At 52.2% G+C, this 16,547-nt stretch carries 11 protein-coding genes; 3 read left to right on the top strand and 8 right to left on the bottom strand.

What is annotated here, in order from left to right:
• The first annotated feature begins 116 nt into the window (after positions 1-116).
• Both MHB80_RS10135 and MHB80_RS10130 read left to right on the top strand, forming a co-directional pair.
• Positions 117-1,286, top strand: a complete 1,170-nt coding sequence (locus MHB80_RS10135) for a GGDEF domain-containing protein (protein ID WP_341282018.1) — start codon at positions 117-119, stop codon at positions 1,284-1,286.
• A 183-nt stretch (positions 1,287-1,469) separates the two neighbouring features.
• A complete protein-coding gene (locus MHB80_RS10130; protein ID WP_341282017.1) occupies positions 1,470-2,063 on the top strand; it encodes a YdeI family protein in 594 nt (197 codons plus the stop codon).
• Positions 2,064-2,145: 82 nt separating this feature from the next.
• Here the strand turns inward: MHB80_RS10130 and MHB80_RS10125 are convergent, their stop codons facing one another.
• From MHB80_RS10125 to MHB80_RS10090, 8 genes are all read right to left on the bottom strand, one after another.
• Positions 2,146-3,423: a hypothetical protein gene (locus MHB80_RS10125; RefSeq protein ID WP_341282016.1), complete on the bottom strand. Its 1,278-nt coding sequence runs from the start codon at positions 3,421-3,423 to the stop codon at positions 2,146-2,148.
• A gap of 2 nt (positions 3,424-3,425) precedes the next feature.
• Positions 3,426-4,241, bottom strand: a complete 816-nt coding sequence (locus MHB80_RS10120; RefSeq protein WP_341282015.1) for a polysaccharide deacetylase family protein — start codon at positions 4,239-4,241, stop codon at positions 3,426-3,428.
• A gap of 2 nt (positions 4,242-4,243) precedes the next feature.
• A complete protein-coding gene (locus MHB80_RS10115; RefSeq protein WP_341282014.1) occupies positions 4,244-4,918 on the bottom strand; it encodes a DUF1961 family protein in 675 nt (224 codons plus the stop codon).
• Positions 4,915-7,611: a hypothetical protein gene (locus tag MHB80_RS10110; RefSeq protein ID WP_341282013.1), complete on the bottom strand. Its 2,697-nt coding sequence runs from the start codon at positions 7,609-7,611 to the stop codon at positions 4,915-4,917. Before MHB80_RS10110 ends, MHB80_RS10115 begins: the two co-directional genes overlap by 4 nt.
• 269 nt (positions 7,612-7,880) lie before the next feature.
• Entirely contained in the window at positions 7,881-10,232 is a 2,352-nt protein-coding gene (locus MHB80_RS10105) for an AraC family transcriptional regulator (protein ID WP_341282012.1), read from the bottom strand.
• A 204-nt stretch (positions 10,233-10,436) separates the two neighbouring features.
• Positions 10,437-12,032, bottom strand: a complete 1,596-nt coding sequence (locus MHB80_RS10100) for an extracellular solute-binding protein (RefSeq protein WP_341282011.1) — start codon at positions 12,030-12,032, stop codon at positions 10,437-10,439.
• 122 nt (positions 12,033-12,154) lie between these two features.
• Positions 12,155-13,039: a carbohydrate ABC transporter permease gene (locus MHB80_RS10095; protein WP_341282010.1), complete on the bottom strand. Its 885-nt coding sequence runs from the start codon at positions 13,037-13,039 to the stop codon at positions 12,155-12,157.
• 58 nt (positions 13,040-13,097) lie between these two features.
• A complete protein-coding gene (locus MHB80_RS10090) occupies positions 13,098-14,039 on the bottom strand; it encodes an ABC transporter permease subunit (protein ID WP_341282930.1) in 942 nt (313 codons plus the stop codon).
• 319 nt (positions 14,040-14,358) lie between these two features.
• On the opposite strand from MHB80_RS10090, the gene MHB80_RS10085 reads away from it, so the two are divergent.
• Positions 14,359-16,404, top strand: coding sequence for a beta-galactosidase (locus MHB80_RS10085; RefSeq protein ID WP_341282009.1), 2,046 nt, complete (start codon positions 14,359-14,361; stop codon positions 16,402-16,404).
• Positions 16,405-16,547: the final 143 nt, after the last annotated feature.

Genomic DNA, 16,547 nt, shown 5'->3' with positions numbered 1-16,547 from the left:
TGTTCATCTGCCATCAAACATGATATAGTAGAACATATGTTTCTGTAAAGAAGACGAATGTTGACAAGCGCAATTGTTTTTTATTTTTTATATTTTGAGCATATGGTGGTCTTACAATGACAATCCTTTCTTGGTTAGCAGGGCCGAGCGGTCAACTGCTCGCATCTTCATGCGTTATTCTCATCCTTATTCTTATGTTATTCATGTCTGTGCGCCTTAGCGCCAGCTACAAGAACAATCGAACTTATGGACTGCTCAATGCAACGCTGCCCTTCTTTATGATTCAACAGGCGCTGCTGGCTATGCTTGCTTATGCTGGCACCGCTATTCCGCCGTGGATTCATCTGCTAGCGACAACCTTGCAAATCGTTTCTTTTATCATTATAAACCTTGTTTTCATGAAATTATATACTCATCGGGGAACCCGCTTGAAAGTAACGCCTTTTGTCGTGATGCTCGTGCTGACTTTTGTAATCGCCGGGCTGCATATTACGTATATGTCCTTCGCTGGTACAGAAACTGGTGCAGGCAGGGCAGGCAACTTTATTGGGCTTGATTTTTATGCCTTGATCGTCACCTTTCTGATTTTGCTCGATACGAAGGGTATCGATATGAACACGAAATATTTTGCCAGCCTCGTCACCTATTTCGTCTACGAGCTCGCTCATTTGGCGGATGCCTACGCATTTCACGGCACGATGCCAGGAATGCAGATTTTCACCTACTTGCTGTCGGTCGTCTATTTTGTCCAGCTGTTTCTGCTATTGTTTGATTGGGTGATTGAGCGCCTTATTGCAACCTATCAATCGTCCATTACCGATGGTTTGACGGGGCTGTATAATCGCCGTACTTTCAATATGAAGGCAGCCCAGCTAATGAAGCGCGGCAAAGGCGTGGCCGTTATTTTCTGCGACATTGACAACTTCAAGCAGCTTAATGATACGCAGGGCCATCATAAGGCCGATATGGTGCTGAAGCAGGTTTCGGAAATTTTGAAAGAGGAATCGGTGGAAATTGGAACGGCCGGAAGATATGGCGGTGAAGAGCTGCTCGCCTGCATTACTCTTGACAAAGTGAAGCCGGAGCGGGTCGCTGAATCGATCCGCAAGCGCGTAGAGCTGGAGACGATTGTCACGATCAGCGTCGGCGTATGCATCGCGAAGAAGCACGCAGAAATTCAGGAGCTGGTGAAAGCTGCCGATGAAGCGATGTATACGTCCAAAAAAAGCGGCAAAAACCGCGTAACGATCGCCCCTACCTCTGCGGCCATGAAGCAATCGCTTTAGCAGCTAGCCTGCTGATCATAACGGCAATAACGGCAATTAATAACGGCGCAGTATCGAAAAGTTACTTTTTGATACTGCGTCTTTTTATGTGCAAAAATGCAAACTGTACAATCCATAAAAAATCATTACAATTGAGCCTATGTGATATATTTACGAAATAAGCAATGAAAAGGGTGTTACTTGATGACAGAAAGCAAACTGGATCCCAAGGTTGATGCATTTTTAAGCAAAGCTAAAAAGTGGAAGGAAGAATACGAGAAGCTGCGAACGATCGTTCTTGACTGTGAGCTTACCGAGGATTATAAGTGGATGCATCCTTGTTACACGCTTGATCATAAAAACATCGTTTTAATACATGGTTTTAAAGAATATTGTGCGCTTCTGTTTCACAAAGGAGCCTTGCTGCAGGATACCCACGGCATACTCATTCAACAGACGGAAAATGTACAGGCGGCTCGCCAAATTCGGTTCACCAATGCTCAACAAATCATTGAAATGGAAACCATTTTAAAAGCCTATATTTATGAAGCTATTGAAGTTGAAAAATCCGGTCTGGACGTGGCGTTTAAAAAGCATACAGAATACACCATTCCTGAAGAACTTCAAAATAAACTCGATGATATCCCTGCTTTGAAGACGGCTTTTGAAGCATTGACGCCCGGACGGCAAAGAGCGTACCTTTTTTATTTTTCTGAGCCCAAGCAATCCAAAACACGGCAGTCACGGGTTGAAAAATATATGCAGCACATTCTGAACGGAAAAGGATTAAAAGATTAAAGAATGGACAACCTTTACGAAATCATTGGTTATCTAGCACAGCACTATGCGGTGCTAGATAACCAATAAAAATGGATAATGGTTAGGATTGAATAGCAGCCTCTCCTCCGGGATACAGCGTCGAGCTGTACAGTCGTTTAGGCTGTGCAAGCGCTCCGCCTTGTCTCGGTGCCGGCTCAAGCTCCTTCGGCTTGCTTGCATAGATCGTCGCCAGCTCATCGTTATAAATAATAACCTGCTCCGTCCCGCTTCCTAGCAAATCCGCGTGCACCGCGTAGCCTTCCATAGGAAACTCTGCAACGACAGCTCCATAACCGTCATATAGGGCAGGGAATACACCGCCCCCACGGCGGTAGCCAAGAATATAGTCCGGCGCTTGCTCGCTCCAGCCGCTCACTGTCTCAATGATCGTCAGCCAGCCAGCCGTACTGCGATCCTCCTTCCACAGCTCTTGTCCTTTGGCATCAAGCAAGAACAGCGCGTCTTTCCCTTTAAGCCCCTTGCCGTCATCCTCGCGCACAAGCCGGTCGAGGCCGGCCACTTGCAGACCTGGCGAATCGCTGCGAAAACGCCCCAGTGCGATATGCTGCGATTCAATGGAGCCTTCATAACGCCATAGCTCCTCGCCACTGCGGCTATACATAACCGTAACGCTGCCGCCAATGACGAGCTCCGGCTCACCGTCGCCATTCACATCGCCGACCCAGATGCAGTCGGCATGATCGTCCAGATCCGCGCAGCTCCAGCGAAGCTTGCCCGCAGCATCCAGCAAATCATAGCCTGCCATTACCTCATCCTTGCCGTCACCGTCCAAATCGTACACCCATGGATAATGCCCCGGGTTGCCCTCATGCGTCCACAACAGCTCAAAATGCCGATTAAGCGCCCACAGCTTATGATAGCGGTCTTTCAAAATAATGTCGGATGCGTGCTCGCCGCCTGATAAGTTCGCAATGATGATGCAGTCATGGGCATGTGGATCAGGCAGTTCATAGCTTTCCTTAACCGTCCCAGTCGCGCCATCGAGCAGCAAAAATCGGTCCTGCATAATGCATAGCACCTCCAGCCTGCCATCCCCATCCAAATCATAAATTTGCGCGGGATAATCCGAGCCTTGTTTGCCTGCCTCTGGATCTGGTTTGCCATGCTGCCAGAGCAGCTTGCCCTGCAAATCATAGGCGGTCAGGCACTGCACCTGATGGGGAATATAGCGAACATCCTGCCGATTATCCGGCTGCACGAGCAGCAGCTCCATACGGCCATCCCCATCCAAATCGCCGATCAGCATTTTGCACCGCGGCCCTGCCTCTGAAATGTCGATGCTTCCAAGCGCATATACCGATTCCGTTTCTGACACCATCGTTATTCCTCCTTGCTTCCTATAAGGGATACGCGGCTGCCGCCTGCAACCTCGAGCTTTACACCGTCGACGCTAAGCCAGATGCTTTGCGCACTCGGATTTTCCACAAACGTTAAACCAGCTGAAAATTGCAGACGCTCATACGCTTTTATATAATCGACAATCTCCTTATTCGTTGCATACCAAATATCTTCCCGGCCCCCGATATATTCGCAAAACTGCTCCATCAGCTCCCAATTGCCTTGGTCATCAAACTCGTAGCTGTGACCCCATACGTACATGAGATACAAATATTGCGTTTTGTGCAGTTCCGCAAACGTCTGCGCATGTTCCATCAGATGATCATTATGGTGGCAGGTCGCCTTCCATTCATGCCAATCATCTGGCAGGCCAAAGTCTCCTGTCGTCTGTACAACCCGCGCATATTCAATGCCGAGTGAGGGCAGCATCGTCTTAATCGCTGGACTGAACGAACCATTCGGATAAGACATCCCTCTAACGGCATACCCGAACAAATGCTCCAGCCGTTTGCGATCCTCCATCACCTCATGCACAATCTGCTCAGCCGGGCACCGGGCAATCGTCGGATGGGTTAACGTATGAGCGGAAACCTCATGGCCGTCGTAAAGCTTCACCGCCTCCTGCTCCGTCAGCCTGCGCCCCGTGCCGAACAGCCCGCCATTAATATGGAAAGTGCCTTTAATACCATGCTGGTTAAAAATATTTACGAGGCGCTTATCAGCGTTCACGCCATCGTCATAGCTCATTGTCAATGCTTTATGCTTGCCCTGTGGAAAACAAAGCAGGATAGACGTCATCGTTATTCCTCCCCATATACTTTTAAATTGGCGTATTCCGCAACGAGCGGCGCCATTTGCCGAAATCCGATTTTGCCAGCCCCGAGCAGCGGGCCATAAGCTTCGCCGTCATCCTTCCATTCCAGAATAGGCAGCTCATTAATGGAAAAATAAATGCTGCCACCCCGCTTCACAAGCAGCATGCGATAGCTTTCAGCGCAGTCAGCCGTCCCCGGCAGCGGATCGGCACCTTGCGCCACGAGATGAAAACCGTAGCTTTTGCGCAAATTGCAAGTATGGAACTGCCGTTCCTCCGGCCAGCGTCTGCGAAAATAAGCCAAGTGCAGCGCATTTATATCGCCGTGATGATATTGCTCATAGGGGCCGTTTCGCGCAGCAAGCGCACAATCGAACAAATCCTCCCCGCTGCCCCCCTCCGCCGCAAAAAACAATATCGCCAGACCCGGCTCCGCTATCGGGCGAAAATCCCAAGCGATGGCCACATCAGCTGGAAAATGATGCGGGCACCACAATACAAAGTTTGCCTGCTGGCCTTCTGCCTCATCCCGGGCACTGGCTAGACGCAGCCGCTGCTGCGGAAAGGAAAGGAGCGCATCCCCCTCCGCGCGGAAACCGCTCATATCCTCCGCGGTGCGCAGCGGATTGTCATATATCAGCTTCCAGCTCGCTGGAATCATCGCCTGCTCAGCTCCTTCTCCATAGCAGGCAGCGCCTCTGGAATCAGCTCTAGGCTAATGATCGTATTCAGCGACCACTGGGCCGCCTCATTCGTATTAATCCAGTCGATTTCCATCATGCTGCGGATGTTTTGGACAAGAACGGCCTCTCCCAGCAAATCCGTGCGGGCAAAAGCATTGCCCAGCAGCGTCTGCCAGGCAAACGCCGCGGTTGCGGCATCTTGGCGGCGGAAAGCGCCATAGGCGGTAATGGCAATGCTAAGAACCGGATGCTCAAAGCGGCTGTCGCTTATTTCTCCGCCTGTCAGCTCATCCTTTTGCTCCTGCGTCCAGTTGTAATAAACGCCTAACTCGCCCATCATATCTTCCCATTCCGGGTCCTTCAGCATCATCGCCAGCTCAAACCACACCTGTGGCGCACCCATGCATATGGCCAAATGGCGGCCATAGTTGTCTTCGCCAAACGGCGTAAGCACATTAGTCGCTGGGTCATAGCCATACGTCGGCCCGGAGATGAGCCGGTATTTCGCCTGCTTGATGCTGTTAATGCCGGTTACTATTTTATCCCGGTATACCGTATCCTCGAAGCGCTCCCAGCGCGTCATCCAGTTTGAGCTGAACGCGGCCCAATCCGGCCCGACGCGAATATGAGTCCTATGCTCGTCCTTCGGAAAATAAGCGCGCATCGGGTCCAGCACCACCGTGCTGTAATCGGCGTCCTTCACCTCATCAAGCATATCGCCAATGCGCTCATCGGCGGTCAAATAATAGTAATAGCGGTGCAGCCCCGCCATCGCAATGCGCGCCTCCTTGCAGCCGCAGCCCCAATGGACCACGTTATGCCGCGAGCCAAGCCCGGCATATTCGCCAAAATGGTATACATCCACCTCGCTCGTATGCCGCGTCATCGCCTCAGCCAAACGAAAAACATCCTCGCGCCCGCTGCGCATGAACATGAGCCACAGCCACATATTCGGCACCAGCTCTGAATTTTGCCATGCACAGCCGCCAAGATCGTAGTTCCACACGTGACGGACCGGATCATAGCTGTGCATAAAATCGCCAAAATCCCAAAAGCCGTACCAACGGCGCTGCTCCACTTCAGCCTGATAAAAAGCAACAATGCCGTCCAGCCGCTCCTCCAGTTGTGCCTTTGCAGCGGTGCTGCGATCCGGCAGGCTCCAAATGCCGAAGGCGCGTGCCTCGTGCAAATACTCCGGCTCGCACACAAGCTGGGCAGGCGACTGATTTTCGGCCAGCCTATGCGCCAGTCCCTCTTCATCCGGCGTAGCCGCCGTGCACCAAAGCGTCAGCTCATTCGTATTGGCAATGCCGTATGGCGTAGCCCGAAGCTCCTCTGAGCCCTCATAAGCCGACTCCACGTACGTTTGTGTGTCATAATGCCGCAAATCCATCGCCGGCGCATCAGGCGACCAGAACCATACATTCAGCTCGGCCGATGACGCAGCCGTATGGCGAAGCTCCAGCGAGGCAGGATGCTTTTTCCAAAAATTCCGCATACCTGCAGCTAGGCCGCCGCCCTCGCTTCCGATGTAGGCAAGCCCTTCCGCACGGCTTCCCTCTCCCGCTTTCAACCAGCAGCACTCTGCCTTCGTGCGCTTCATCACCACATAGTGATCCGCTGAATGCTGCACCAGCTTGAAATCATCCCAGACCGCCGAATTTTCCAGCAGTCCTAGAAAATAAGCATCCTCTTCCGCATCAAAAGCAACGGCTTCCCCCGCCGCCTGCCGTTCAAACAGCTCGCGGTACTTCCCTTTCGTCCGCCGCGTATGCAGCGACTTCGGCGATTCCCGCAAAAAACCGCCATCATTGCCCGCCAGCCGGACATGCCGATTGTAAAGCGGACCACGCATCGGTACAGCGAGCGACAGTCCCAGCCCCTTTATGTAATCCGCATGTGGATTGCCGTCATAAAAAAACGTATGAACGAGGCGAATCGCGTCCAGCCCTGCATACAAATAAAAGCGCAGCGTGAACGGTATCCATTCACGGCTTGGGCTGACCCTGACTACGTTTTGCTGATTGGGCTTATTCGGGTCAGCACTTTGGCTCAAATTGTAGCTCGCGCGATGCTTGCCCGTCAGTTTAATAACCGACCTGACCGGTCCGTCCTGCTCGACAACCGCCGTATGAACAAAGCCGTGAAACGGCTCCTCCTGCAGCGTCAAAGCGCCATGCAGCTGATTGCGGCTTTCCTTCAAGCACACCAAATCGCCACCGCTGCACAGCTCCTGCTCCCCGCGCTTAATGCTGCGAATTACGCCCCTGCCGCTTCGCGGAAACGTACAAACGATAACTCCTGTATCTACGATGATCGACTCATCGGTTGTCACTACTTTTAGGATCGGCTGCTCGCCTTCCGCTGCCGCATCAAGCTCTTGCACCGATGCCGCTGCCTGCTTTGCCAATTCCAGCTGAAAGCTGCCAGAATCGCTGGAGCCAACCGCCGCATGGGCGGACCATTTGATGCTGCCATCCGGCCAAAAAGCGGTAGGCCAGCTTTGCACCCGCAGCGCAGAAGCGCTTGCCACATTTTCCATACCTGCAGCCTCGCTATACAGAACAAGCGAATCGCCGCGAAGCAGTTCGCCTTCCTTCCAAGGAACACCCCATGTTAAACCGACAGGCGCAGCCGCCTGTTTACCGAGCCATTTTAGCTTGACACTCATTGCCAGCACCTCTTTCCTCTAAGCTGCTTTCTATACTAGAAGGATGGTCGTTTGCGGGCAATGATACTTTTTTGCTCCGTGAGCATTATGCAATTTATGCCACTTAGCTGCCCCAATCAAATATCGACAGCGGCCCTTTTCAAAGCTTGCACTTTCTTGCAAAGGCTTGAACTTTATTGCTATAGCAACAGGCAGAGGCTAATGCCAGTTCCAGCATTGAGGCCTCTATCTAGGCTGCCTCCTACCTCTACCTGGCTACCTCTGCCCAGCTACTCCGCCTGACTCAGCTCGCGGTAGCGGCTTGGCGTCATGCCCTCCAGCTTTTTGAAAATACGGTTGAAATAGCTGTGCTGATAGCCGACCTGCTCGGCAACGTCATTGATTTTCAGCACCGATTCGCGCAGCAGCTCCTTCGCTTTATCCATCCGCAGCCCGGTTAAATAGTCGATAAAATTTTTCCCGGTCACCTGCTTAAACGACTTGCTTAGGAAAAAAGGATTCATGCCGATATGCTCCGCACAGCTGTCTAGAGAAATATCGCTCATATAATGCTGCTGCAAATACAGCATCGCATGCTCGATCTGCCGCTTCACCCCAGCATTCGTCCGCTCGCCCAGTTCCTTAAGAAACGGAGCGGCAATCATGCCGCGGAACCAATCCAGCAGCAGCTCCGGCTCGCGGATTTGCGACAGCTGCTCATAACGGTTTGCTCCCTTGAACAAGCGGTTCGGGGAGATGCCCGACACCATAATGGCATGCTGGACGGAACCGAGCAAATGCAGCATGCCCTGCTGCACATCCATTTCCTTCGCCTCTTCGCTGGACAATGCCTGCAGAAACTGCTCGAGCAGCTCATATGCCTCAGCTTCACGCCCCGTACGGAGCGCCTGTATAAACTCCCGCTCCAGCGTAAATGGATAGGCAGGCTCCGACGCTGCGCTGCCCTGCTCCTCCAGCTGCTCCATATCAATAATTTGATTTTCCTGATCGTAGCGCCGGAAGCTGACCGCATGCTTCGTCTCCTCGAACAGATGCGGAATCTCTGTTATGCTCGCTGTATCCGGGCTGATCGCGATCGTCGCCCGCATATTAAGAATTTGGTTGAACGCCTGCATCGCTGCTTCACTGAATGCATGCAGCTCCTCGCGATATGAGCGCCCTTCCGGCACAATAATAAGCAAGCCAGCTGCTAAATTATGAAAGTTGATCGTGTTGCTCTGCTCAAAATATTTTGCCGCCAGCTCCTCCATCATATTGACCGCCGCAAACGTCGCCAGCCCCTCATCGCCATATTTGAATTTGCCCTCCAAATTAGCAATTCCAGTCAGCTTCATATAAAGCACCATATAATGCGTGCCAGGCTCCACCCGCCATTTGTAACGCTCCATTCGGCGAAGCAGCTCCCCTTCGGAGTAATCCGCCAAATAGCCTTGCAGCAGCTGGTGCAGAAAGCTCTCCTTCACATGAGGCAGCTGCTCCGAAAGCTTCGCATGCAGCTCCTCGCTTTCCCGGTGCAAATGCTGCCACTGCCGCTCGATCCACGTAAATTCGCATTCCGGCTTGCCTGCTGGCGCGCTTCGCTCCCGCAGCACCGTCATCAAGCGATTGACCGGGGAATATATGCTGCGCGAGGCAAGCCACGCCAGAATGGCAGCAAGCAGCAAGGCGCCAAGGCTGGCCGCAACAATGCTTTTCGATACGACGATCACCGGCTCGGTAATGCCCGTAATCGGCGAAGCAGATACATAAGTCCAGTTGTCTGCAATCCGGGACAGCTTGCCATAGGAAACTGCATACGTCATGCCGCTCTCGCTGAACCGGAACAAAAAGGAGCCTTTATGCGAAACTTCAGCTGCAACCGCCTCATTTAAAGCGCTTACAAATTCAGAATCTCTGTCATTCCCGCTCGTTGACGCATACAGCTCTCCGTTATCCTGCATCAAATACGTTTCTCCGCCTTCACCTGGCGTCATCGTCCGCAGCATTTCGCTTACCTTGTCATTATCAAGTCTAATAAGCAGTGCTCCGAACGGATGCAGACTGCCTCCAGGAACGTAATGCACAAGTGTCAGCTCCTTATAGGACGGACGGTCCGTGTCAAAGGCAACCTGTGTCCAATAAGCTACTTTATCCGATTGAAGCAGGCCTTCATAGGCAGCCGCCTGTCCATCTCCTTGCAGCACGCCATATTCCGGCCCGAACAGCACATGCTGCTCCCCGCCAAGATACAGCCCGACCTGCTTGTTCATCGTATTGGAGCCCTGCATGACCAGCAGCGTCTTCGTAATGTCACGCGCCTTCTCGAACTGCTGCACATAGTCCCGATTGCCAAGCGTGTAATCGAACTTGGAATCGAATGCCCAATGCGACAGCATCAGCTCCAAATTCGTCAACTGCTCGTCAATGCTTTGCGCCCGCTGCTCAATTTGCTCATTATGCTGCTCCAGCAAGCGGTCCTCCAGTATGCCCCCAGCCAAAAAATAAACGAGCGCCCCGGTAATCAGTCCCGGAATGCTGCAAACGACGAGCAGCAAAATAAGATTTTTGCGATAAAATCTTCCTTTCGGACCCGCTGTCAGCCCCGCCCCCGGCATAAGCCTGGCTTTCATTCTTCTGATCATGAGCTCACCCACTAGCTGAAAATTAGGAGATTCCAACGAATCCCCTTTGTAAACGCATTCGCTAAGCAGGCTGAATTTCCTGCCAATCACGCTTCATTTTATTTAGCATATATACTGGAACCGACCCGAACAGGAAAAGACAGAAGACCGCTGCTATCCGCGGTTCCTCTGCCTATCGCCCTGCCCCAATCGGCCATCAGCCAGCTATTTACTTCCTGCAAACAGCTCGTTCATTTCCTTGCTCAGATCATCGCCGCCACTCGTTTTCCACAGCTGAATCGCGTCTTTAAAACCAGCCTCGTCGATTTGGCCGACGATAAACTTAATCCGGGCATCATTCATAATATTGTCCAGTTGGGCGCCCTTAAGCGTATAAACGTCAGAGATAAAAGGCTCTGCCGGGTTCATCACGATAAGCTGCTCATTTTCCTTCTGTACCTCCAACTGCTTAATACGCAGCGGTGTCTGCTTCACCTTCGTCGACTTGTCCTCTGGTATAAAGCTGAGCATCTGATTCAATCCCTCGACCTCGGATTCGAGCAGCGCTGGATCCTTGCTTGGCACAAGTGCGCCATCCACTATCGTATGATGCGTGTTCTCAATGCCGTAGCCTAGCAGCGTCTGCATTTCCGGCTCGCTCAATTGATCCATAAACTTGAGGATTTGCTTCAGCTCCTCCTCGTTTTTAATGGACGATTTCGGGAAAGCCAGCAAGCCAGCAAAGCCTGAAGTTGGCAAGGTCCGTACCTGTCCATCCGTTCCTTTCACTCCGCCAAACACATCCATATAATGCACATCCGGCTGGTCTTTGCCCGCTGCCGCAAGCGCAGCATGAATTTTATCATCAGCCCGCGCCGCGCCGTCCACGACGTCCACAATGACGCCAGCCTGATTATTAACAAGCGGATCATTCCATTTTGCTGAATCCATAATGGCAAAATCCTGATTAATCAGCTTTTCATCGTACAGCTTTTTCATGAATTTAAGCGCTTCCAAATATTCAGGCGTTTCATAATCAACAATGAGCTTGCCGTCCCGCTCGCCCCATTTGTTCGGTGACCCAAACCACAGCTTGATCGTATCGAAGCCGCTCGCCCACTGGCCCGTCCACTTGACCATGACCATGCCGTACGTATCATCCTTGCCGTTTTTATCCGGATCCTTCTCCTTGAACGCCTTCAGCATGTTGTAAAAATCATCAATCGTTTGCGGCGTTTGGAGGCCAACAGCATCGAGCCAATCCTTGCGGTAAAATACCCCATTGCGACCAAGCGGACGGCCGCGGTACAGCCCGTAGTTTTTGCCGTCAACAGAGGAGTTGTTTAAAATGACCGGGTTCGCCTGGCTCAAATTTTTATAATCCTTCAAATAAGGCCCGATTTCCCAAAACGCGCCGGATTTCGCGGCATTAACGAAGCTCGGGGACTTCACATCCGGCACATACATAATATCCGGCAGCTTGCCCGAGGCGAGCGTAATATTAAATTTATCCGTATAAGAAGCGTTCGGCACCCACTCAAAATGAATGTCGGTATTCGTCCGTTTCTCGATCTCTGCTGCTACCGGACTATCATCCTTCGGGAAATTCGTCTTAAAAATCGGCAGCATGATATTGAGCTGCAGCGCCTTTTCTGCCGCTGGGCTTCCCCCTGCTGTACCGGCTGGTGCAGCAGACGCACCTCCTGCGCTACCTTCCACATTTTCCCCCTGCTGCGAGCAGCCTGCAATTACCGCTCCCGCCATTGTCCCAACGAGCAGCATAGGCAGCAAACGCTTTCTCTTTCCTTCTTTCTTTCTCATCGCTGACGCCTCCCTTAATCATTTATCATATATGGTAAAATACCAAACCGCCAGCTGCTTGCTCGCTAAATCGGCTTGTTTGTGTTGCCTCATGGATACGGCCCTAAGCCGTGTATTCGCGATTAGCCCTTAATTGAGCCAATGAGCACGCCCTTGGCAAAATGCTTTTGCAAAAACGGATAGACGAGCAGAATCGGCACAGTGCCGACGACGATTACCGCCATCTTGATCGATTGGTCGGGCGGCTTGACGAAGGACGGGTCCATCGCATTGATGTCGCCTGCCGCTGCCTGAGACAGCAGGACAATTTGGCGCAGCAGCACTTGAAGCGGCCATTTTTGCGGATCATTAATATACAGCAGCGCCGTGAAAAAATCATTCCAGTGGCCCACTGCATAAAACAGGGCAAAGGTTGCAAGGACCGGCTTTGACAACGGCAAAACGATGCGCCACAGCAGACCCAGCTCCGTACAGCCGTCAATGCGCGCTGCTTCCTCCAGCCCCGGCGGCAGCTCCTGGAAAAAGTTTTTAATAATGATTAGGTTGAAGGCGCTAATCGCTCCCGGTATAATGAGCGCCCAGTAGGAATCGAGCATCCCTAGCTCGCGAATGACCAAATACGTCGGAATCATGCCGCCGCTGAACAGCATCGAGAAAATGACGAGATTCAGCACGACATTGCGGCCCATCAAATTGCGTCTTGCCAGTGGATAAGCCATCGTAACCGTGAAAAACAAGTTGACCAGCGTCCCGAATGAAGCGATAAACAGGGAAACGCCAATGCTTTTCATAATCGTATTCGTTGAAAAAATAAATTCATATGCCGCCAGCGAAAACGTCCTCGGTATGAGAAACACCGTACGCTGGGTCAGCTCCGCATCGGTTGCGAACGAGCCCGATATGACGAAAATAAATGGCAGCACCGCCGCCAGTGCACAGACGCTGAGCACGATATAATTCGCGGTATCAAACACTCGGCTGGATACCGTATTGTAATGCTTAGCCATTTTTCAAGGCCCCCTTCTTCCTTTTCATTGCGCCTCTCCTGTTTCACCATGCTTCTAGCTAGTACAGCCCCGACTGTCCGAAGCGCTTCGCCAAATAGTTCGCCCCGACGACAAGCACGACGCCGATGAGCGATTTGAACAGACCAACTGCGGTACTGTAGCTGAATGCGCCTTGAGTGATTCCCATCATGTACACATACGTATCAAACACTTCTGCCGCCTGCCTATTGAGCGGGTTCAGCATGAGATAAATTTGTTCGAAGCCATTTTCGAGAATGTTGCCCATTCGTAAAATAAGCAAAATCACTATCGTACTGCGCACTGCCGGCAGCGTAATATGCCAAATTTGCTTCCAGCGATTTGCGCCATCCATCGTAGCGGCCTCGTATTGCTCCATATCTACGCCTGCAAGCGCTGCGAGAAAAATGATCGTCCCCCAGCCGCATTCCTTCCAAATGGTTTGCATAATGATTAACGGCTTGAACCATTCGGGCGTGGCGAGAAATTCGATTTTGCGCCCGGTATACTGCTCCAGCATTTCGTTGACCGGGCCTCCGGCCGTCGTCAGAAACACATACGTCATACTCGCCACAATGACCATGGAGATGAAATGCGGTACATAAATCATCGTCTGCACGGTGCGTTTGAAAAGCGCGAAGCGTACTTCATTCATCAATATCGCCAGCACGATCGGTGCCGGGAAGAAAAACACTAAATTGTATAAGGAAAGCAGCAGCGTATTGCGCAGCAGCATGAAAAACTCGGGATTGGCAAAAAACAGTTGAAAATGCTCCAGTCCCACCCACTCGCTTTTCAAAAATCCGGTAAACGGTTGGAAATTTTTGAATGCCAGCAGCACGCCCCACATGGGCACATATTTAAATACGATAAAATAAAGCAAGCCTGGCAGCAGCAATATGTACAGCCATTTGTCTTTCCTCAGGCGCCCCAGCACGCTTGGACGATAGTCCCGGGACGGCTGCTTGCTAGCTTCCGGCATAGCCGCCATTTGTTTCATCCTCGCTCACCTCCAGCTTTCGTTCGTTTACTTTTAAGCTACCGCGTTTGCCCCACATGTCTCACTTGGCCTAAATCGCTTGCGGTGTAGCTTTAGTATGCGGGCAGCTCGCATTTTCCCGCAATTAGACATTCTTGAACCGCGCTGCTGCGGGGTTTTTGGCCGTTCCACCAAGAAAGTGCAAAGCGGTGCAAAAGGTTTCAAGCCCCAAAAATGGCCCTGTTAAAAAGTCCGATTGCCAGCCCAGCACAGCGCCTATTAAAGTACAAAGTAAAGCTTAACGGAAAGGCGTGAGTTTAGGGTGAAGGGACCACTCGAAGGGAAGCTGTATCATGGGGCGGCACTGTATCCTGAGCTTTGGGATGCTGACGTGCTTGCGGAGGATATTGCGTTAATGAAGCAAGCCGGCATTAATGTCGTGCGAATGGGCGAATTTATTTGGTCGAGGCTGGAGCCAGAGGAAAATCGAATTGACATCCGTTTTTTGGCTGAAATCATCCAGACGCTGCACGAAAATGAAATCGAGACGATCCTGTGCACACCGACGGCGACACCACCAATTTGGCTGTCGCATGGGCATCCGGAGCGGCTGTTCGTCAATGAGAAGGGCGAGACGCTGGGACATGGGTCGCGGCAGCATGCGTGCACGAACAACCCCTATTATCGCGGGCGATCAGCAATCATTATAGAACGGCTCGCTCAAGAGCTTGGTGGACTGCCGGGGTTGATTGGCTGGCAGCTCGATAATGAATTCAAGGCGCATGTAGCGGAATGCATGTGCGCAGCATGCTTGGAGCAGTGGCATAATTGGCTGGAGCAGCGGTATGAAACAATCGAGCAGTTAAATGAAGCTTGGGGCACTCATATATGGAGTGAATATTATAATCGCTTTGATCAAATTCCACAGCCGGGCGCAACGCCGTTTCTGCATCATGCCTCGCTGCAAACGATGTATCGGCTGTTCTCGATGGAGAAGCTTGCGGAATTTGCCGAGGAGCAGATCGCTGTCATCCGGCGCTACTCGGCGCTCCCGATTACTCACAACAGCAGCATCGCCTTCCATGTGGACATTGAGCGGCTGTTCCAGCAGCTTGATTTTGGCTCCTATGATACATATGCGTCCAGCATCAATTGGCCTGCCTACTTGATCAACTGCGACTTATGGCGCAACGTCAAGCGTGGCAAGCCGTTCTGGGTGATGGAGACGAGCGCCAGCTACAGCGGCTCGCTGGAAAGCTATGCAACCCCTCACCCGGCCGGTTATGTGAAGGTTGAAGCAGTCGCTGCTTATGCACTGGGCGCGGGAGGCTTCTGCTATTGGCCGTGGCGGCAGCAGCGGGCCGGCAGCGAGCAGCCGCATGGCTCGGTGGTAAGCGCTTGGGGCAAAAAGACGATTGGCTATGCCCATGTCATGCAGGTGGAGCAGGCGCGGCGAGAGCTGGAGGAAATCCTGTTAACAACCTCGCCCATGCAGGCTGAGCTAGCGATGACCTATTCTGATCGCGCCAAAGCCTATTTGCGCACCGAGCCGCTGCGCAAGCTGAACTATCGCGGGCTCGTGACCGATTTTTATGCCCGGCTGGTCGCACTCGGCATTCATCGCGATTTAATTACAGAGGGCAGCGGGCTCGGCGGGTACAAGCTGCTGCTGACGCCATTCGTGCCCTACTTGTCGCCGGACTACCTTGACCGTGCCCTCGCCTTCGTTCGGGATGGCGGCATCTGGATCGTCGGTCCGCTTACGGGTGGTAGGACTGAGCATCATACATGGCATACCGATGCTGCTTTAGGGAAGCTGGAGGAACGGGCTGGCGTAGAGACGACGTTCGTTTATCCAATGGATGGAACGGATGCGTACGGACAAGCCTTCGGCCTTCAGGCCCCGCTTGGTATGTGGAGCTCGGTGTTTGAGCCGCTAGACGGCAACGGCCTAGCTGGCGCATCCGCTGCTGACAGCGACCACCAAGCAACCGCAATCGGCTGCGTGCATAGCGGACTAACGCCCGGTGCCGCTTTTATTACCGAACGCCGCATCAGTCAGGGCAAGCTTGTGATGCTCGGGTCCATGCCGCAAGGCGATGATGGGGATGCGCTGCTGCGGCGCATGCTGCTGCATTATGCCGATGAAGCGGGTGTCACGCTGCGGTTTGAAGCAACTGAGGGTACCATTGTCGCGCCTAGGCAGGGGGATGGTTATGTCATCTGGGTCATTATTAATATGGATGGTGCCGGCGGTCATGTGACGCTGCCGCAAGATGGCGTTGACGCCCTGTCTGGAGCTGCTGTTCCTGCTGGTTCACTTCCTGTTGGACAGTATGAGTACAGGGTCGTTCGTTTTACAAAATAATTGATATATTCACAAAAAAACAGCAGCGGAGCAGGACATAAACTAGTGTCCTACTCCGCTGCTGCACTTATGCTTCAATGTATCGTACCAAAAAAACAGGTTCGTGCATAGTCTTGGCGGACACAGCATTCGCTATATCAACC

Source organism: Paenibacillus sp. FSL H8-0537, assembly GCF_038051995.1.
Classification (GTDB): domain Bacteria; phylum Bacillota; class Bacilli; order Paenibacillales; family Paenibacillaceae; genus Pristimantibacillus.
The sequence above is the reverse complement of the archived record's forward strand: the minus strand, read 5'-3'. Positions and strand labels throughout refer to the sequence as shown.